This is a genomic window from gamma proteobacterium symbiont of Axiagastus rosmarus (assembly GCF_059730925.1).
The window spans coordinates 1,805,229-1,823,067 of the sequence record NZ_AP035925.1; the positions used below are offsets into that span (position 1 = coordinate 1,805,229).

At 57.6% G+C, this 17,839-nt stretch carries 18 protein-coding genes; 11 read left to right on the forward strand and 7 right to left on the reverse strand.

Features of this window, described 5'->3' with window-relative positions; all coding sequences use genetic code 11:
* Window positions 1–19 precede the first annotated feature (19 nt).
* From AC6I8F_RS08335 to uxuR, 3 genes are all read left to right on the forward strand, one after another.
* Window positions 20–1,501: a fructuronate reductase gene (locus tag AC6I8F_RS08335; protein WP_498028722.1), complete on the forward strand. Its 1,482-nt coding sequence runs from the start codon at window positions 20–22 to the stop codon at window positions 1,499–1,501.
* Window positions 1,498–2,916, forward strand: a complete 1,419-nt coding sequence (gene uxaC / locus AC6I8F_RS08340; protein WP_498028723.1) for a glucuronate isomerase — start codon at window positions 1,498–1,500, stop codon at window positions 2,914–2,916. The genes AC6I8F_RS08335 and uxaC overlap by 4 nt, the downstream gene beginning before the upstream one ends.
* Window positions 2,917–2,990: 74 nt before the next feature.
* Window positions 2,991–3,767 (forward strand): Uxu operon transcriptional regulator, encoded by a 777-nt coding sequence (gene uxuR / locus AC6I8F_RS08345; RefSeq protein ID WP_031280188.1) that lies wholly within the window; start codon window positions 2,991–2,993, stop codon window positions 3,765–3,767.
* Between the two features lie 104 nt (window positions 3,768–3,871).
* Here uxuR and ychF read toward each other — a convergent pair whose 3' ends face one another.
* Window positions 3,872–4,963 (reverse strand): redox-regulated ATPase YchF, encoded by a 1,092-nt coding sequence (gene ychF / locus AC6I8F_RS08350; RefSeq protein WP_498028724.1) that lies wholly within the window; start codon window positions 4,961–4,963, stop codon window positions 3,872–3,874.
* Window positions 4,964–5,070: 107 nt separating this feature from the next.
* Window positions 5,071–5,658 (reverse strand): aminoacyl-tRNA hydrolase, encoded by a 588-nt coding sequence (pth, locus tag AC6I8F_RS08355; protein ID WP_021509932.1) that lies wholly within the window; start codon window positions 5,656–5,658, stop codon window positions 5,071–5,073.
* A 261-nt stretch (window positions 5,659–5,919) separates the two neighbouring features.
* Here pth and ychH point away from each other — a divergent pair, with 261 nt between their 5' ends.
* Window positions 5,920–6,198, forward strand: a complete 279-nt coding sequence (gene ychH / locus AC6I8F_RS08360; protein ID WP_021509933.1) for a stress-induced protein YchH — start codon at window positions 5,920–5,922, stop codon at window positions 6,196–6,198.
* Here ychH and AC6I8F_RS08365 read toward each other — a convergent pair.
* From AC6I8F_RS08365 to lolB, 4 genes are all read right to left on the reverse strand, one after another.
* Window positions 6,195–7,364: a GGDEF domain-containing protein gene (locus AC6I8F_RS08365; RefSeq protein ID WP_498028725.1), complete on the reverse strand. Its 1,170-nt coding sequence runs from the start codon at window positions 7,362–7,364 to the stop codon at window positions 6,195–6,197. The genes ychH and AC6I8F_RS08365 overlap by 4 nt on opposite strands.
* Before the next feature lie 223 nt (window positions 7,365–7,587).
* Window positions 7,588–8,535: a ribose-phosphate diphosphokinase gene (gene prs / locus AC6I8F_RS08370; protein ID WP_006118899.1), complete on the reverse strand. Its 948-nt coding sequence runs from the start codon at window positions 8,533–8,535 to the stop codon at window positions 7,588–7,590.
* Window positions 8,536–8,672: 137 nt separating this feature from the next.
* Window positions 8,673–9,530, reverse strand: a complete 858-nt coding sequence (gene ispE, locus AC6I8F_RS08375) for a 4-(cytidine 5'-diphospho)-2-C-methyl-D-erythritol kinase (protein ID WP_498028726.1) — start codon at window positions 9,528–9,530, stop codon at window positions 8,673–8,675.
* The gene (gene lolB / locus AC6I8F_RS08380) at window positions 9,527–10,153 is read right to left on the reverse strand and encodes a lipoprotein insertase outer membrane protein LolB (RefSeq protein WP_058757488.1); all 627 of its coding nucleotides are present in this window, start codon (window positions 10,151–10,153) and stop codon (window positions 9,527–9,529) included. The genes ispE and lolB overlap by 4 nt, the downstream gene beginning before the upstream one ends.
* A 216-nt stretch (window positions 10,154–10,369) precedes the next feature.
* Here lolB and hemA point away from each other — a divergent pair, with 216 nt between their 5' ends.
* The 6 genes from hemA to kdsA are packed head-to-tail and all read left to right on the forward strand — an operon-like array spanning window position 10,370 to window position 15,676.
* The gene (gene hemA, locus AC6I8F_RS08385; RefSeq protein WP_021509939.1) at window positions 10,370–11,626 is read left to right on the forward strand and encodes a glutamyl-tRNA reductase; all 1,257 of its coding nucleotides are present in this window, start codon (window positions 10,370–10,372) and stop codon (window positions 11,624–11,626) included.
* 41 nt (window positions 11,627–11,667) lie between these two features.
* A complete protein-coding gene (gene prfA / locus AC6I8F_RS08390; RefSeq protein WP_021509940.1) occupies window positions 11,668–12,750 on the forward strand; it encodes a peptide chain release factor 1 in 1,083 nt (360 codons plus the stop codon).
* The gene (gene prmC, locus AC6I8F_RS08395; RefSeq protein ID WP_498028727.1) at window positions 12,750–13,580 is read left to right on the forward strand and encodes a peptide chain release factor N(5)-glutamine methyltransferase; all 831 of its coding nucleotides are present in this window, start codon (window positions 12,750–12,752) and stop codon (window positions 13,578–13,580) included. The genes prfA and prmC overlap by 1 nt, the downstream gene beginning before the upstream one ends.
* A gap of 9 nt (window positions 13,581–13,589) precedes the next feature.
* The gene (locus tag AC6I8F_RS08400) at window positions 13,590–13,988 is read left to right on the forward strand and encodes a SirB2 family protein (RefSeq protein WP_058757490.1); all 399 of its coding nucleotides are present in this window, start codon (window positions 13,590–13,592) and stop codon (window positions 13,986–13,988) included.
* A complete protein-coding gene (gene sirB1 / locus AC6I8F_RS08405) occupies window positions 13,985–14,794 on the forward strand; it encodes an invasion regulator SirB1 (RefSeq protein ID WP_021509943.1) in 810 nt (269 codons plus the stop codon). The genes AC6I8F_RS08400 and sirB1 overlap by 4 nt, the downstream gene beginning before the upstream one ends.
* 27 nt (window positions 14,795–14,821) lie before the next feature.
* Window positions 14,822–15,676, forward strand: a complete 855-nt coding sequence (gene kdsA, locus AC6I8F_RS08410; protein WP_021509944.1) for a 3-deoxy-8-phosphooctulonate synthase — start codon at window positions 14,822–14,824, stop codon at window positions 15,674–15,676.
* A 373-nt stretch (window positions 15,677–16,049) separates the two neighbouring features.
* Here the strand turns inward: kdsA and chaA are convergent, their stop codons facing one another.
* Window positions 16,050–17,141 (reverse strand): sodium-potassium/proton antiporter ChaA, encoded by a 1,092-nt coding sequence (chaA, locus tag AC6I8F_RS08415; protein WP_498028728.1) that lies wholly within the window; start codon window positions 17,139–17,141, stop codon window positions 16,050–16,052.
* Between the two features lie 369 nt (window positions 17,142–17,510).
* On the opposite strand from chaA, the gene chaB reads away from it, so the two are divergent.
* Entirely contained in the window at window positions 17,511–17,741 is a 231-nt protein-coding gene (gene chaB, locus AC6I8F_RS08420; RefSeq protein WP_498028729.1) for a putative cation transport regulator ChaB, read from the forward strand.
* Window positions 17,742–17,839 lie beyond the last annotated feature (98 nt).

Below are 17,839 nucleotides of genomic sequence, written 5' to 3' on the forward strand. Positions count from 1 at the left end.
CGGACACTGAGGAGTTCACATGCAACACAACCTTGCCGACGCCAGCATTAAGGTGGCGCGGCCCGCATGGCAGCAGCAGCGGCTGGTGCCGCGCATCGTGCATATTGGCTGCGGCGCGTTTCATCGCGCGCATCAGGCGCTCTATCAGCACCATCTGCTGGAGATGAGCGACAGCGACTGGGGCATTTGCGAGGTCAACCTGATGTCGGCCAGCGGCAGACAGCTGGTGGAACAATTGCGCGCGCAGAATTTGCTCTACAGCGTCACCGAGCAAGGTGCGACGCGTCATGACGTCAAAATCATTGGTTCCGTGCATTCAGCGCTGCACCCGGCGCTGGACGGTGGTGACGGCGTTCTCAACGCGCTTGCCCGCGCGGAAACCGCCATCGTCTCGTTGACGGTAACCGAAAAAGGCTATTGCACTCATGGCGCAACCGGCGAACTGGACAGCACTCATCCGCTTATCGTGCACGATCTGGCCCATCCCCGGCAGCCGAAATCCGCCATTGGTTTTATCGTTGAGGCGCTGCGCTTGCGGCGTGAAGCCGGGTTAGCGCCTTTTACCGTGCTGTCATGCGACAATCTGCGTGATAACGGCCACGTCGCGCGGGCTGCGGTCATCGGTCTGGCACAACGGCAGGATGCGGCGCTGGCGGCATGGATTGAGCAACAGGTCACGTTTCCCTGCACCATGGTTGACCGCATCGTGCCGGCCGTGACGGAAGAGACGCAGCGTGAGATTACCGGGCTACTGGGCATCGCCGATCCCTGTGGTGTCGCCTGTGAGCCGTTTCGTCAGTGGGTGATCGAAGATAACTTCGTGGCGGGACGTCCCGACTGGCAGCGCGTTGGTGCGCAATTTGTTCCGGATGTCGCCCCCTACGAGTTGATGAAACTGCGTCTGCTGAATGGCACGCACTCGTTCCTGGCGTATCTTGGCTACCTCGGCGGTTGTGAAACTATCGCAGATACCATGCAGCTGCCCGCTTACCGTCAGGCCGCGCTGTCGCTGATGCTGACTGAACAGCGTGCCACATTGACGATGCCGGCAGGCAGCGATCTGAACGCGTATGCGCATCAACTGCTTGAGCGCTTCAGTAATCCGTCGCTGCGCCATCGCACGGCGCAAATTGCCAGCGATGGCAGTCAGAAACTGCCACAGCGCATGCTGGATTCGCTGCGTTATCATCTGCACCACGGCAGTGACTGCCGGCATCTGCTGCTCGGCATCGCAGGCTGGATGCGTTATATCCTCGGCGAAGACGAAAAGGGCGAGCGCTACCCGGTGGCTGATCCGCTGGTCGCTAAGTTTGAGCGGATTAATCAGCAGTTCCCTTCAGGTCCCGCCCGCGTGCAGGCGCTGCTGGGCATTAACGAGATCTTCGCGGACGACTTACCCGCCAATCCGGCCTTTGTTGCCGCCCTGCAACACACCTATGACCGCCTGTGCCAGCAGGGTGCCAGAGCCGCGGTTGCATCCCTTAATCCGGAGGCCAAATGAAGCGTTTTATGGATGACGATTTTCTGTTGCACAGCGAGGTGGCGCGTCGCCTGTATCACGACGTGGCGGCGGGGATGCCGATCTATGATTATCACTGCCACCTCAATCCGCAGGAGATTGCAGAAGACCGTCAGTTTGCCAACCTCGGGCAAATCTGGCTGGAGGGCGATCACTACAAATGGCGCGCACTGCGCGCGGCAGGCGTGGCGGAATCACTGATCACCGGTAACACCACCAGCGATTACGATAAATACTTGGCCTGGGCGCAGACCGTGCCGAAAACGCTTGGCAATCCGCTCTATCACTGGACGCATCTGGAGCTGCGCCGGCCGTTCGGTATCACTGACACGCTGTTTGGACCTGAAACCGCAGCGCGCATCTGGCATGAGTGTGCGGAGAAGCTGGCCACGCCTGAATTTTCCGCACGCGGTATTATGCGCCAGATGAATGTCCGCATGGTGGGCACCACCGACGATCCGGTTGATTCCCTGCAGTATCATCGTCAGATAGCTAAAGACAGCAGCTTTGATATTGAGGTGGCACCGAGCTGGCGTCCGGATCGGGTGTTTAAGATTGAACTGGAAGGATTCAGCGATTACCTGACCCGGCTGGAAGCCGCCGCGGATGTCAGTATCGACAGCTTTGATACGCTGCGTGTGGCGTTACTGCGCCGTCTGGACCACTTTTCCGCCCATGGCTGCCGCGCCGCCGACCACGGCATTGAAACGCTGCGCTATGCTGCGGTGCCAGCCGACAGTGTGCTGGATGGCATTCTCAACAGACGCCGCAGCGATGCGGCGCTGAGCGAGCTGGAGATTGCGCAGTTCAGTACCGCTGTGCTGGTGTGGCTGGGCGCGGAGTATGCCCGCCGCGGCTGGGCGATGCAGTTACATATCGGTGCGATCCGCAATAACAGCACGCGCATGTTCCGTCAGCTCGGCCCGGACAGCGGTTTCGACTCCATTGGCGATCATCCTGTTGCCTGGCCGCTGGCACGCCTGCTGGACGCGATGGACACCAATGACCAGCTGCCAAAAACCATTCTTTACTGCCTCAATCCGCGTGACAACGAAGTGCTGGCTACCATGGCGGGTAACTTTCAGGGCGCAGGGATGGCGGGCAAGATGCAGTTCGGCTCTGGCTGGTGGTTCAACGATCAGCGTGACGGGATGCTGCGGCAACTGGAGCAGCTGGCGCAGATGGGGCTGCTCAGCCAGTTCGTTGGCATGTTGACCGATTCGCGCAGTTTTCTCTCTTATACGCGGCACGAATACTTCCGCCGCATTCTGTGTAATCTGTTTGGCGAGTGGGTGCGTGACGGCATTGTGCCGCACGATGAAGCCGCGCTTGGCGCGATGTTGCAGGATATCTGCTTCCATAACGCCCGACGCTACTTCAGCCTTAACCCACGGTGAAAATCACGCCCTGTGTTATAGTGCAGGGTAGAAAATTTGGCGGCCTAATGTCTGAACCAGCAGAAAAGAGCGTTATGAAACCACAAGCTTCAGCACAGCGACCCTATCAGGAAGTGGGCGAGATGCTTCGCAACATGATTACGCAGAAACAGTACGCGATTGGCGAGCGGTTGCCGCCGGAGCGTGAACTGGCGATGCTGCTTAACGTCACGCGCACGCTGGTACGTGAGGCGCTGATTATGCTGGAGCTGGAAGGGTTGATTGAAGTGCGGCGTGGCGCAGGCATTTATGTGATCAACGACACGCCGGCACCGCGTGCCGCTGCGCAAACCGCCTGCAATGCGGCCGGTCCGTTTGAGATGCTGCAGGCCCGCCAGCTGCTGGAGAGCAATATCGCCGAATTCGCTGCGTTACAGGCGACGCGTGAAGACATCATCAAAATGCGCCAGGCGCTGGCGCTGGAAGAGCGTGAGCTGGCGTCAGGCGCGGTAAACGACAGCGAAAACGGCGACCGCAATTTCCATCTGGCGATTGCCGAAGCCACGCACAACAGCATGCTGGTGGAGCTGTTCAAACAATCCTGGCAGTGGCGCGAAGACAATGTGATGTGGAGCCAGCTGCACCGGCATCTGATCAACACCAACTACCGCAAAAAGTGGCTCGACGATCATAAAAAGATCCTCGCCGCCTTAATCAAGAAAGACGCGCGCGCCGCGAAACAGGCGATGTGGCAGCACCTGGAAAACGTCAAGCAGCTGCTGCTGGAGTTCTCCGATGTGGACGACATCGATTTCGACGGCTATCTGTTTGAGTCATGGCCGCTGTATGCCACTAACGGATCGGATAATTAGCCTGGCGACAGGGCTTCAGCCATAAAAAATCCACGCAAATGCGTGGATTTTATTTTTTCCGGGTTCATGAGTTAAGTGGAACCTCATGACACCCTGGAAGCCAATCAGACGTTAAACAGGAAGTTCATCACATCGCCATCTTTCACGATGTACTCTCTACCTTCTGAACGCATTTTGCCGGCTTCTTTCGCGCCTTGTTCACCTTTGTAAGTGATGAAATCTTCGAAGGCGATAGTCTGAGCACGGATAAAGCCTTTCTCGAAGTCGGTGTGGATTTTACCGGCCGCCTGCGGTGCGGTCGCGCCAACCGGGATGGTCCAGGCACGCACTTCTTTCACGCCTGCGGTGAAGTAAGTCTGCAGGTTGAGCAGGGCATAACCGGCGCGGATCACGCGGTTGAGGCCCGGCTCTTCCAGGCCAAGCTCGGCCATGAATTCGTCGCGCTCTTCATCTTCCAGCTCGGCGATGTCCGATTCCACTGCCGCACAGACCGGCACCACCACTGAGCCTTCGGCTTCAGCAATCGCGCGCACCTGGTCGAGATATGGGTTGTTCTCGAAACCGTCTTCATTGACGTTGGCGATGTACATGGTCGGCTTCAGCGTCAGGAAGCTGAGATAACGGATCGCTGCTTTCTCATCGGCGTCCAGAGCCAGCGAGCGCAGCATACCGGCGTTTTCCAGATGCGGCAGGCACTTCTCCAGCGCGGCCAGTTCCGCCTTAGCATCTTTGTCGCCGCCTTTGGCTTTCTTCTGGCAGCGCTGAATGGCACGTTCGCAGGTGTCGAGATCCGACAGCGCCAGCTCGGTGTTGATGACATCAATATCTTCCGCCGGGTTTACTTTACCGGAGACGTGGATGATGTTGTCGTTTTCAAAGCAGCGTACCACGTGGCCGATAGCTTCAGTTTCGCGGATGTTGGTCAGGAACTGGTTGCCCAGGCCTTCACCTTTGGACGCGCCTTTTACCAGACCGGCGATGTCCACGAACTCCATGGTGGTCGGCACCACGCGCTGTGGCTTAACAATCTCGCTCAGCTGATCGAGGCGCAGGTCAGGCATCGGCACCACGCCGGTGTTGGGCTCGATGGTGCAGAACGGAAAGTTGGCTGCTTCGATACCCGCTTTGGTCAGCGCGTTGAACAGGGTGGATTTACCGACGTTCGGCAGGCCCACAATACCGCATTTAAATCCCATGATCTTACCTTTCTCACTGAGTGTGCAGCGCTGGCAGACAGCGCCGACTGATTCAAAAATTTTCGCGCATTATACACAGAATTCCCTGCGGCGGCGCGGGAATTGGCTTAGCTGGCTTTGAAGGCGTGCAGGCGGTTCATCGCCTTGATCTTGTCCTCTTTCAGCCACAGCTCGGTGCAGCGCACCGCTTCGTCGACCGCCTCGTCAATCAGCTTCTGCTCGCTGGCCGGTGCCTTACCGAGCACAAATCCGGTGACCTTGTTACGATCGCCCGGATGGCCGATACCGACGCGCAGGCGATGAAAATTGTTGTTATTACCGAGCTTGCTGATGATGTCTTTCAGGCCATTATGACCGCCATGACCGCCGCCCTGTTTGAATTTCGCCACGCCTGGCGGCAGGTCCATTTCATCGTGTGCCACCAGAATCTCTTCCGGCGTAATGCGATAGAACGTTGCCATCGCCGCCACCGCTTTGCCGCTCAGGTTCATAAAGGTGGTGGGCACCAGCAGGCGCACATCCTCGCCGGCCAGCGACAGGCGCGCGGTGTAGCCGAAAAACTTCGGCTCCTCTTTGAGGGACTGATTATGGCGCGAGCAAAGCAAATCCACATACCAGGCGCCAGCGTTATGGCGCGTTGCCGCGTATTCAGCGCCGGGATTGGCCAGCCCCACAATCAGTTTAATGCTGCTCACGATGTTTATCCTGTCTCGCTGCGAAAGGGCGATAGTTTACTGCCTGCCGGCGGGGATGACAAAGGGCGCAATGACAGACTAATGACCAGGGGTGACTAATCAATTTCTATCGAAATCAAGGTGCTGGCGGTAAAGTTTTGTCAGACATTGTGAAGGATGTGTGATCCTGTACGCATCTTAACCGCCAGCCATTGCCTAAACTTATGGCCAGTTAACCAAACGTGCTGTTTTCTGCGTTGCTGAAAAGGATGGGGGTGAATCATGAAACGTCAACACTGCCGCACTGTCGGTAATGGTTTGATGTGTCTCGGCTTGTTAACCATGGTGCTCGGGGTGGGTTATTCCATTATTAACCAGCTACCGTCGGTCAACCTGCCACAATTCCTCGCGCATGGAGCGATGTTCAGTATTTTCGTGGGTGCGCTACTGTGGCTGGTCGGCGCACGCGTCAGCGGGCGGGAGAGGGTGGAAGACCGCTATTACTGGCTGCGTCACTACGGTGACAAACGCTGCCGTCGCGATCACCACTCAACGCACTAACCGGCTTCCGCCATTGCCGCCTGCGGCGTCTGATAACCTTCGACGCGGTTACGTCCGGCGGCTTTAGCGCGATACAAGGCTTCATCAGCCAGCGCCAGCAGGGCGGGAAACGCCTGATGCTGCTGGCTGGCAGTGGCAAAGCCAATGCTCACCGTATAGCCGATGTCGTTGGGTAGCGACAGCTGTGTCGCCAGCCGGATACGCTCACATATGCGCTGCGCCTGCTCACTGTCGCCAGGAAGCAACGCGGCAAACTCCTCACCGCCCAGCCGGGCAAACTGACCCTCAACCGGCATTAATGCTTTTACCACCTGACAAAAATCCACCAGCACCCGATCCCCCTGCTGATGGCCATAGCGATCGTTAATGCTTTTGAAATGATCGAGGTCGAACAGCACTGCACTGTAAATATAGGGCCGCGGCAAACGCCCCTGACGCAGCAGCAGCTTTTCCGCGGCCTCAAACAATGCGCGCCGGTTCCATACGCCGGTGAGCGGATCGTGTAGCGACGCCAGCTTATGGGCGATCTGCGTGCGCTCATTGACCATCGCCAGGATAGTGAATGTCAGGCCGATGACGAAGAGGATCGACTCCAGAATCACATACACCGAAAAGCCGGAACCGCCAATGGCACCCGGTACGGGGGTGGATACCGCATCGTCAAGGAAAATGCGCGCCAGGTGGAACAGTAAGTGGATCCACAGCAGTATCTGCGCGGGCCAGAAAGTGACGGTCAGCGTGGCGCGCGCCTGCCACAGCAGACGAATCAGCGCGGCGGTAAAGATGATGCACAGCAGGCACATGACCAGCACGCGTTTCGGCTGGCCGTGATAGAACTGCGGAAAGGCACAAAGCAGGGCCCACAGTAGCGCACCAGTGATCCAGCAAAAACCAAGCGGAAGGCGGCAAAAAGTACGAAAGGCGTTGAGCAGGGTGCCGTAAGCCAGCAGCATGATGACATTCCCGACCGCCACCGGCAAAAAGTGCAAACCGGCGCTGCGCAGGCTGCTGAGCAGCACGGCGGCAAGCGTCAGTATTAGCGTCAGGGTGGTAAAACCCAGCACCCGGTCGTACTGCGCCCCGACCCAGGCAAAAATCAAAATAATGCTCAGAAACCCCAGCACGTAGAGCTCGCAAATAAACAACGTATAAATGTCGAGTAGCATGGTGGTCGGAGTTCTCAGCAAAAGTGTGGTGAAAAATATCACTAATCACTGGACCGCTAAAGCCCGGATGCGCTTGTCTGATAAAAAGAGTGGAAGGCGGGGAGATTGGCGGATTTTGAGGCCATTTATCGCGCAAATAGTGGCGGCGGAAGCGGCTTTATCGGGATGTTACTCCGCGCACAGGCAATAAAAACCGGGCAGGGCGCCCGGTTTTCGCGAACAATTAATGTTCGAACATCGCCGAAATCGATTCTTCGTTGCTGATACGACGAATGGCTTCGGCCAGCATGCCAGACAGCGTCAGCGTACGCACATTTGGCAGCGACTTCATCTCTTCCGACAGCGGAATAGTGTCGCAAACAATCACCTGATCAATCACTGATTTGCGCAGATTTTCCACCGCGTTGCCAGAGAAGATTGGGTGGGTGGCGTAAGCGAACACGCGTTTCGCGCCGCGCTCTTTCAGTGCTTCAGCCGCTTTGCACAGCGTACCGCCGGTGTCGATCATATCGTCGACCAGTACGCAGTCACGACCGGCAACGTCACCGATGATGTGCATCACCTGCGACACGTTCGCACGCGGGCGACGTTTGTCGATGATGGCCATGTCGGTGTCGTTGAGCAGTTTGGCGATAGCGCGAGCGCGCACTACGCCACCGATGTCCGGCGAAACCACAATCGGGTTTTCCAGACCAATCTGCAGCATATCTTCCAGCAGAATCGGGCTACCGAACACATTATCCACCGGGACATCAAAGAAGCCCTGGATCTGTTCCGCGTGCAGGTCAACCGTCAGTACACGGTCCACGCCGACGCTGGAGAGGAAATCAGCCACAACTTTGGCGGTAATTGGTACGCGGGCAGAACGCACGCGGCGGTCCTGACGGGCATAGCCAAAGTAAGGGATTACAGCAGTAATACGACCAGCAGAAGCCCGACGCAGTGCGTCGACCATCACAACCAGCTCCATCAAGTTATCATTGGTGGGGGCACAGGTGGACTGGATGATGAAAATATCACCACCGCGTACATTTTCATTAATCTGTACACTTACTTCGCCATCGCTGAAACGGCCGACAGCGGCGTCTCCGAGGCTGGTGTAAAGGCGGTTGGCAATACGTTGTGCTAGTTCCGGGGTGGCGTTACCAGCAAATAGCTTCATATCAGGCACGAGAAGAACCTCAGGCTTGGCGTCCAGAGAATGAACCGCTCAAAAATAACCGGCGAATACATTTGAGCCTGTTCATACGGGTGTGTTAATGCGTCACGTGCAGTGTCTGGAACAGGGTGACACTGTCACGTTTACGCTTAGAGCCCGGAAAGGGTACGCTGTAACGGCGAGAGATTAAGCCCACGCGCCACAAATCCGCACATCCATTTCGGGGCAAGCTCCAGCACCTGACGAGCAGCGGACTCGGTGTCAAATTCAGCAAACACACAAGCGCCGGTCCCTGTCAGGCGCGACGGCGCGTATTCTAGCAGCCAGGAAAGCAGCGCATCAACCTCACGAAAACGTTTTCTTGCTACCGCTTCACAATCATTGTGAAAAGGACGCTGCAACAGTTCATCTAATGTGCGTATTGGTGAATCGCGCGTCAGTTCAGGATCGCGAAACAGATCCGGGGTGGCGATGCTGACGCCAGGATGGGCCACCAGATACCATTTTTCCGCCGGAAACGCGGGCTGCAATTGCTCGCCGACCCCTTCGGCAAACGCCGCATGGCCGTGCACAAATACCGGCACATCGGCACCGAGACGCACGCCAAGCGTAGCCAGCTCATCCACGCTGAGTTGGGTGCGCCACAGATGGTTCAGCGCCACCAGCACCGTCGCTGCATCAGACGAGCCACCGCCCAGACCACCGCCCATCGGCAGGCGCTTCTCCAGCGCGATCCGGGCACCGGCCTGCGGCGGCAGGGTGCCTTTGTCCGCCGCTGCGGCACGCAGCGCCAGCGCCGCCCGCACGATCAGGTTGTCTTCATCGGCCACGCCGTCGAGCGGCGTCAGCAGGGTGATATTGCCGCTGTTATCCGGGGTAATCTCCAGGGTGTCGCCAACATCGAGAAACTGAAACAGCGTCTGCAAATTGTGGTAGCCGTCTGCACGACGGCCGGTAATGTAGAGAAACAGGTTGAGCTTTGCCGGCGCGGGCCAGGTGGTGATCATTGTGTGGTCCAGCTATCCATGCGCAGTTTGATGCGCTGACCGCCTTCGGTCAGTTCGAGGTTGGCCGGCAGCGGCGGGTTCACCTTGCTGTCGTAATCGCTGATAGTCACCTTCCACTGCTGGCCGTTGCGGCTGTAGGTCAGGCTTTGCAGCTGATAATTGTTGTTCAGCTGGTAGTCGCTGGCGTCGCCAGGCAGACCCATCATCCACTGACGCAGGTTCGCCAGCGGAATATCCATGCCGGTGAGCTGGGAAATCATCTTCTCCGCGTCGTTGCTGACGTAGCGTTTGCCTTTGTTATCGACAATCTGCACCACCGAACCCTGCGCGTCGAGCTGCAGTTCTGTGCTGCCGAGCGGGTTAGTCAGCAGCAGACGGTAACGGTCTGCAGCAGTTTGCTGCCAGTTGAAGCGGGCATAAACCTTCTGCTTATCCGACAGATAGGCAAACGCGCCGCGCGTCTGGTACTGGGTAATTTTCGCTACCGCCTGCTGATGTTGCTGCCACTGCGGCGATGTCGTGCTGGGACCGGGACCTTGCTGGGGTTTGTTGATGCTACAGGCAGCCAGCAACACGCTGGCAAGGGGCAAAAGGCGCAACAGCTGGCGCGGGGGCAAATGCATCACGTGGTCGTCTCCTCAGACACGTTTTTACGTCGTAACCGGTAACGCTAACCATCCGTCTCTGTGCCGTCAATGGCGATGTCAGGATAATTGCGCACGATCAGTTTAATCTTATTACAGTCATAGGCTTTGTATGGCTTTTCTTGATCTGTTGCATCTTGTAGAATGCGCAGCACAAAACCTGACAATTATTGGGACTTCCCAACCCGAATCACCATGACGCTGCTTGCTCTCGGAATCAACCACAAAACCGCACCTGTTGCGCTGCGCGAACGTGTTTCGTTCACGCCAGACACGCTGGACCAGGCGCTGAACAGCTTGCTGTCTCAGCCGATGGTGCAGAGCGGGGTGGTGCTTTCTACCTGTAACCGGACGGAACTCTACCTCAGCGTAGAGCAGCAGACCGATCTGCAGGAGCAGCTGGTGCGCTGGTTGTGCGAGTATCACGACTTACGTGAAGAGGACGTGCGCAACAGCCTGTACTGGCATCAGGACAACGCGGCAGTCAGCCACCTGATGCGCGTGGCCAGCGGGCTCGACTCGCTGGTGCTGGGCGAGCCACAGATTCTCGGTCAGGTCAAAAAAGCTCATGCTGACTCTTCGCGCGACCATGCGCTGAGCAGCGAGCTGGAACGCATGTTCCAGAAAACCTTCTCGGTGGCCAAGCGCGTGCGCACCGAAACCGAAATCGGCGCCAGCGCGGTGTCGGTCGCCTTCGCTGCCTGCTCCTTAGCCCGTCAGATTTTCGAATCACTCAGCAGCGTTAACGTGCTGCTGGTTGGTGCCGGTGAAACCATCGAACTGGTGGCGCGTCACCTGCGCGAACACAGCGTGCGCAAACTGATGATCGCCAACCGCACGCGCGAACGCGCACAGCTGCTGGCGGACGAAGTCGGCGCCGAAGTGATTGGCCTTGCCGATATCGAAACCCGCCTGGCCGATGCCGATATCATTATCTCCTCCACCGCCAGTCCGCTGCCGATTATTGGTAAAGGCATGGTGGAACGGGCGCTGAAGGCGCGCCGCAACCAGCCTATGCTGCTGGTGGATATCGCCGTGCCGCGCGATGTTGAGCCGGAAGTGGGCAAGCTGGCTAACGCCTACCTGTATAGCGTGGATGATCTGCAGGCGATCATCGAGCAGAACATGGCGCAGCGCAAAGCGGCGGCGGTGCAGGCGGAAAGCATTGTGGTGCAGGAGAGCGGTGAATTCATGGCCTGGCTGCGCGCGCAAAGCGCCGGTGAGACCATCCGCGAATACCGCGCGCAGGCTGACGACGTGCGCGCCGAGCTGCAGGATCGCGCGCTGGCGGCGTTGCGTCAGGGTGCTGATGCCGAAAAAGTCTTGCAGGAGCTGGCACACAAGCTCACCAACCGTTTAATTCATGCACCAACCAAATCACTGCAGCAGGCCGCGCGCGACGGCGACAGCGAACGCCTGCAGATCTTACGTGACAGCCTCGGTTTAGAGTAATCTGGTCTGTCACGACCTATCATTGGGATACCCTCTATTAGATGAAGAGCTCGATTGTTGCCAAGCTGGAAGCGCTGCAGGAACGCCATGAAGAAGTTGAAGCGTTACTGGGTGATGCCGGCGTAATTGGCGATCAGGACCGTTTCCGCGCGTTATCACGTGAATATGCCCAGCTGAGCGACGTCACCCGTTGTTTCCGCGAATGGCAGCAGGTGCAGGAAGATGTCGAAACGGCTGAAATGCTGCTCGACGATGCGGAAATGCGCGACATGGCGCAGGAAGAGTTGAAACTATCGCGCGAAAAGCGCGAGGTGCTGGAACAGCAGCTTCAGGTGCTGCTGCTGCCGAAAGATCCCGACGATGAACGTCCGTGCTTTATCGAAGTGCGCGCCGGCACCGGCGGCGACGAAGCGGCGATTTTCGCCGGCGATCTGTTCCGCATGTACAGCCGCTATGCCGAAGCGCGCCGCTGGCAGGTGGAGATCATGAGCGCCAATGATGGCGAGCATGGCGGCTACAAAGAAGTCATTGCGCGTATCACCGGTGACGGGGCTTACGGTCGCATGAAGTTTGAATCCGGCGGTCATCGCGTGCAGCGCGTGCCGGAAACTGAATCGCAGGGGCGCATTCACACTTCCGCCTGTACCGTGGCGGTGATGCCGGAGCTGCCGGAAGCCGAGCTGCCGGACATCAATCCGGGCGATCTGAAAATCGACACTTTCCGCTCTTCCGGCGCGGGCGGTCAGCACGTTAACACCACCGATTCGGCGATCCGTATCACCCACCTGCCAACCGGCATCGTGGTGGAGTGCCAGGATGAGCGCTCGCAGCACAAAAACAAAGCCAAAGCGCTGGCGGTGCTGGGCGCACGCATTCACGCAGCGGAAATGGCAAAGCGCCAGGCGGCGGAAGCCTCAACGCGGCGTAACCTGCTGGGCAGCGGCGACCGTTCCGACCGAATCCGTACCTATAACTTCCCGCAGGGGCGCGTCACCGATCACCGCATCAACCTGACACTCTACCGCCTCGACGAAACCATGGAAGGCAAACTGGATACGCTGATCGAGCCGATTGTGCAGGAGTATCAGGCTGACCAGCTGGCCGCACTGGCCGGGCAGGAGTGATGAACGTCCGACGCTGGCTGCAGCAGGCGCAGGCTGCGTTGTGCGGAGGCGATAGCCCGAAGCGCGACGCGGAGATTCTGCTGGGTTTTGTCACCGGCAAGTCGCGCAGCTGGCTGATAGCGTTTGACGACAGCCCGCTCGATGATGCGCAACTGGCACAGCTGGAGACGTTACTGGCACGCCGCGTGCGCGGTGAGCCGATTGCGCATCTGGTGGGCGAACGCGAGTTCTGGTCGCTGCCGCTGCGCGTCAGTGATGCCACGCTGATTCCGCGTCCGGATACCGAAGTGCTGGTGGAGCAGGCGCTGCTGCGGCTGCCCGCGACGCCGTCCGCGGTGCTCGATCTCGGTACCGGCACCGGCGCCATTGCGCTGGCGCTGGCCAGCGAGCGGCCCGATTGTCAGATTACCGGCTGCGACCGCATCGCCGCCGCGGTTGCGCTGGCGCAGGACAACGCCCAGCGCCTGCACCTCACCAATGCCGGATTTGTGCTCAGCCACTGGTTCGACGATCTGCCCGCCCAACGTTTCGATCTGATTGTCAGCAATCCGCCTTACATTGATGCCGCCGATGAACATCTGCAGCAGGGCGACGTGCGTTTTGAGCCGCTCAGCGCGCTGGTGGCGGAGGAGGCTGGGCTGGCCGATTTACGATTAATCATTGAACGCGCGCCGCACTGGTTGCAGCCGCAGGGTTGGCTGCTGCTGGAACACGGCTGGCAGCAGGGCGAGGCTGTACGCGCGCTGATGACCCATCACGGTTTCCTGGCGGTCACCACCGTTGAGGATTACGGCGGCAATCCGCGCGTCACGCTTGGACAACTTACTTAAGGAAGCACTATGGCCAGCTGGTATCCGCTGATTAAAAATTTCCATCTGCTGACAGTCGCGATCACCATCACACTGTTTCTGCTGCGTTTTTACTGGCTGACCACCGGATCTGCCCTGCTGCAGCGCCGCTGGGTGCGCATTGCGCCGCACATCAACGATACATTCCTGCTGCTCAGCGGTGCACTGCTGGTGCTGATTACCCACTTTTATCCGTTTACCCCACAAGGAAGCTGGCTGACGGAGAAGCTGTTAGCGGTTATCATCTACATCGCCTTAGGTTCCGTGGCATTGAGTCGTCGCCCGCGCAGCATGGCGACCCGCTGGGTCGCCTGTTTAGTCGCCGTGGTCGCATTGTTGCTGGTGATTAAACTGGCGATGACCAAAATGCCGTTATTGGGGATAGTATGACCTCGCCAGTGCAACTTGATTACAGTGAAACACCGTTAAGTGAAGCGGTGATCGGCGCGACCTGCGCCATACGCAATGATTTTTCAGCGCCTTCCGTCCAGCAGCAGCTGGCTGACCTGGTTGAAGAGGCGCGGCGCTATGTCAGTAGCGAACAGGATGCGGATCTGCAGCTGGAGAAGCTGCTCGATCTGTTTTACCAGCAGTGGGGCTTTGGCGGTGCCAGCGGCGTCTACAATCTGTCAGACGCGCTGTGGATCGATAAAGTGCTGAAGAGCCGGCAGGGGACGGCGGTATCACTCGGCGTGATTCTGCTGCACATTGCGGATGAGCTAGAGCTGCCGCTGATGCCGGTGATTTTCCCGACGCAGCTTATTCTGCGTGCCGACTGGCTCGACGGTGAAATGTGGCTGATCAATCCGTTTAACGGTGAAACGCTCGACACCCATACGCTGGAAGTGTGGCTGAAGGGCAACATCAGCCCGACGGCAAAGCTCTATTCTGACGATCTCGACGAAGCGAAAACCGTCAGCGTGATGCGCAAAATGCTCGACACGCTGAAAGCGGCGCTGATGGATGAGAAGCAGATGGAGCTGGCGCTCAACGTCAGCCAGGTGCTGTTGCAAATCGACCCGGACGATCCCTATGAGATTCGCGACCGCGGTTTGATTTACGCCCAGCTGGAGTGCGAGCATATCGCACTGACCGATTTGACCTATTTCGTTGAACAGTGTCCTGAAGACCCGGTTAGCGAGATGATTAAAGTGCAGATCCACGCAATTGAACAGAAACAGGTGACGCTGCACTAAGCGTCCCCCGACATTTAAGGAAAGGGCATGACACAGAAAGTAGTGAGTATCGGCGATATCAAGGTCGCAAACGATCTGCCATTTGTTCTCTTCGGCGGCATGAACGTGCTGGAATCCCAGGATCTCGCCATGCGCATCTGCGAACATTACGTGAAGGTAACCGACAAGCTCGGCATTCCGTATGTGTTCAAAGCCTCTTTTGACAAAGCCAACCGCTCTTCCATCAAGTCTTACCGTGGTCCCGGCCTCGACGAAGGCATGAAAATTTTCCAGGCGCTGAAGCAGGCGTTCGGCGTGAAAATTATCACTGACGTGCACGAAAGCTGGCAGGCGCAGCCGGTCGCCGACGTGGTGGATGTGATTCAGCTGCCAGCCTTCCTGGCGCGTCAGACCGATCTGGTGGAAGCGATGGCGAAAACCGGTGCCGTGATCAACGTGAAGAAGCCGCAGTTCGTCAGCCCAGGCCAGATGGGCAATATCGTCGATAAGTTTGCCGAAGGTGGCAACGACAAGGTGATTCTGTGCGACCGCGGCAGTAACTTCGGGTATGACAACCTGGTGGTTGATATGCTCGGTTTCAATGTGATGAAGAAAGTCACTAACAACAGCCCGGTGATTTTTGACGTTACCCATGCGCTGCAGACGCGCGATCCGTTTGGCGCGGCTTCCGGCGGTCGTCGTGCGCAGGTTGCCGAACTGGCGCGTGCGGGCATGGCGGTAGGCATCGCCGGTCTGTTCATCGAAGCGCACCCGGAACCGAACAGCGCCAAATGTGACGGCCCGTCCGCGCTGCCGCTCGATAAGCTGGAACCGTTCCTGGCGCAGATGAAAGCGATTGACGATCTGGTTAAAAGCTTCCCGGAGCTGGACACCAGTAACTGATTGTTATCAATCAGCAAGATGACGTTGCAATCATCCCCCGTCATTGAGCCGTTAGGATATCTCTATCCAGGTGCGCATAAATGCGCACCCTACATTGTACGGTCGCCGTTCATGACGACCGATTCACCTGATGCACATGAATGCGCGCCCAGTGTTGTTGGGTCGCCATTTATGGCGACCGTTTCACCTGATGCACATGAATGCGCACCTCACGTTGTACGGTCGCCGTTCATGACGACCGATTCACCTGATGCACATGAATGCGCGCCCAGCGTTGTTGGGTCGCCATTTATGGCGACCGTTTCACCTGATGCACATGAATGCGCACCCTGCGCTGTAGGGTCGCCATTTATGGCGACCACTTCATTCAACATCACAGCATAATTGTCAGCAGATAACCGGCAAACAGCGCCAGATGCGCCGCGCCGTTGAGCACGTTGGTGCGTCCGGTGGAGAACGAGATGTGGCACAGAATCAGCACCGCACTCATGATCACCATATGCGGCGGCTCAAGGCCGAAAATCAGTTGCTGACCGGTGAGGGTGGCGATGATCGTCACCGTCGGCACCGTCAATGAAATGGTGGCCAGCACCGAACCGAAAAACAGGTTCATCGCGCGCTGCACCTGATTCATCAGCACCGCCTTGATTGCGCCCAGACCTTCCGGCGACAGAATCAGCAGCGCGACGAGGAAACCGGTAAACTGCTCCGGCGCGTTCATTTCAGTGAGCAGCATTTCCAGCGAGTTGGCGTTCATCTTCGTCACGCTGATCACCGCGATCAGATGCACAATCAGCCACGCGGTGTGCCACAGCGAGCTGTGCGCGGAAGGCTTACCGTGGTGCGGGTCGCCATCATCGCTCTCGTCTTCATGCTCGTAAACAAACAGGCTCTGGTGGGTTTTGGTCTGAATCAGCAGGAACACGCCGTACATCGCCGCAGAGATCGCAGCAATGATCAGCGCCTGCGCGGTAGTGAAATTACCGCCGGGCAGGGCATTGGGAAACACCAGCACCAGAATCGCCAGCGGGAAAATGGCGATCATGTACTGCTTCACGCCGGCCAGGTTAACGTACTGGGTGGCAAATTTACGCCCGCCAAGCAGCAGGGCACAGCCCACCAGTCCGGCGGTAACGATCATGATGATGGAGTAGAGCGTATCGCGCATCAGCGCGGGCGCTGCATCGCCGGTCGCCATCAGCGCCGAAATCAGGCTCACTTCCAGAATGACCACTGACAGGCTGAGGATCAGCGAGCCGTAGGGTTCACCTAACCGGTGCGCCAGAACGTCGGCGTGACGTACTACGCTGAAGGCGCTGCTTAAAATCGCTACCAGCGCCAGCAGATTGATGCCGATCACCGGCAGAAGCGCTGTCTGGCCGCCAAAAAAGCTCAGCACCGCCAGCGCCAGAATCGGGAAAATCAGCGAATACTCGCTGTGTCGGGTCTTCTCATGTCCAGCCATGCGCCATCCTCTTCGGCAAAAAGAACAAAAACAGGCAATTGCTGCCTGATAAATATAGTGACTCATCTGACGAAGCGCAGTGTAACTTTTCACCACTGCTCACGCAGATTTTTTACGCGTTTTTACTTTTTGTCATTTTTATCTGAATGAAGCGAAATTCGCGTTAATCAGCGAATTAACCCTTTTCATCAGCAGGTTAATGTTGCGTGTTTCTCATCTATCCTGCATAAAAGGAGGAAGAAAAGAACTGAATTATCTGGCCTTATCCTCACTACCCGCCTTTTTTGCTGGCAGAAGTATGAAATAGCAGGTTTGCGTTTTTGCCGTTCTCTTCCAGACTTATACAGGGAACCTGAAACAGGAGGAACTATGCCTTATTCATCGAACCGGGAACTGCCGGACAGCGTGCGCAACGTGCTGCCGGGCCATGCGCAAACCATCTACCAAAAGGCGTTTAACAGCGCCTGGGATCAGTATAAAGATGAAGACGATCGTCGCGGTGATGAATCGCGCGAGCAGGTGGCACACAAAGTCGCCTGGGCGGCGGTCAAAAAAGAGTACGCCAAAGGCGAGGACGACAAGTGGCATCCTAAACACTAGCTCCCGCGCGGGCCACTGCGGCCCGCTTCACACTTCTCCGCGCTTCGTTCAAGAATCCTGCCAGGCAGCCGATGCTATTTACAGATAATTTCCCCTTT

Coding starts and splice junctions, on each gene's coding strand:
- lolB (WP_058757488.1), bottom strand. CDS start 10,153: ATGCATTTGCCCCCGCGCCAGCTGTTGCGCCTTTTGCCCCTTGCCAGC.
- prmC (WP_498028727.1), top strand. CDS start 12,750: ATGAACGTCCGACGCTGGCTGCAGCAGGCGCAGGCTGCGTTGTGCGGA.
- AC6I8F_RS08400 (WP_058757490.1), top strand. CDS start 13,590: ATGGCCAGCTGGTATCCGCTGATTAAAAATTTCCATCTGCTGACAGTC.
- AC6I8F_RS08365 (WP_498028725.1), bottom strand. CDS start 7,364: ATGCTACTCGACATTTATACGTTGTTTATTTGCGAGCTCTACGTGCTG.
- ychH (WP_021509933.1), top strand. CDS start 5,920: ATGAAACGTCAACACTGCCGCACTGTCGGTAATGGTTTGATGTGTCTC.
- AC6I8F_RS08335 (WP_498028722.1), top strand. CDS start 20: ATGCAACACAACCTTGCCGACGCCAGCATTAAGGTGGCGCGGCCCGCA.
- chaB (WP_498028729.1), top strand. CDS start 17,511: ATGCCTTATTCATCGAACCGGGAACTGCCGGACAGCGTGCGCAACGTG.
- sirB1 (WP_021509943.1), top strand. CDS start 13,985: ATGACCTCGCCAGTGCAACTTGATTACAGTGAAACACCGTTAAGTGAA.
- kdsA (WP_021509944.1), top strand. CDS start 14,822: ATGACACAGAAAGTAGTGAGTATCGGCGATATCAAGGTCGCAAACGAT.
- hemA (WP_021509939.1), top strand. CDS start 10,370: ATGACGCTGCTTGCTCTCGGAATCAACCACAAAACCGCACCTGTTGCG.
- uxaC (WP_498028723.1), top strand. CDS start 1,498: ATGAAGCGTTTTATGGATGACGATTTTCTGTTGCACAGCGAGGTGGCG.
- chaA (WP_498028728.1), bottom strand. CDS start 17,141: ATGGCTGGACATGAGAAGACCCGACACAGCGAGTATTCGCTGATTTTC.
- ychF (WP_498028724.1), bottom strand. CDS start 4,963: ATGGGATTTAAATGCGGTATTGTGGGCCTGCCGAACGTCGGTAAATCC.
- uxuR (WP_031280188.1), top strand. CDS start 2,991: ATGAAACCACAAGCTTCAGCACAGCGACCCTATCAGGAAGTGGGCGAG.
- prfA (WP_021509940.1), top strand. CDS start 11,668: ATGAAGAGCTCGATTGTTGCCAAGCTGGAAGCGCTGCAGGAACGCCAT.
- ispE (WP_498028726.1), bottom strand. CDS start 9,530: ATGATCACCACCTGGCCCGCGCCGGCAAAGCTCAACCTGTTTCTCTAC.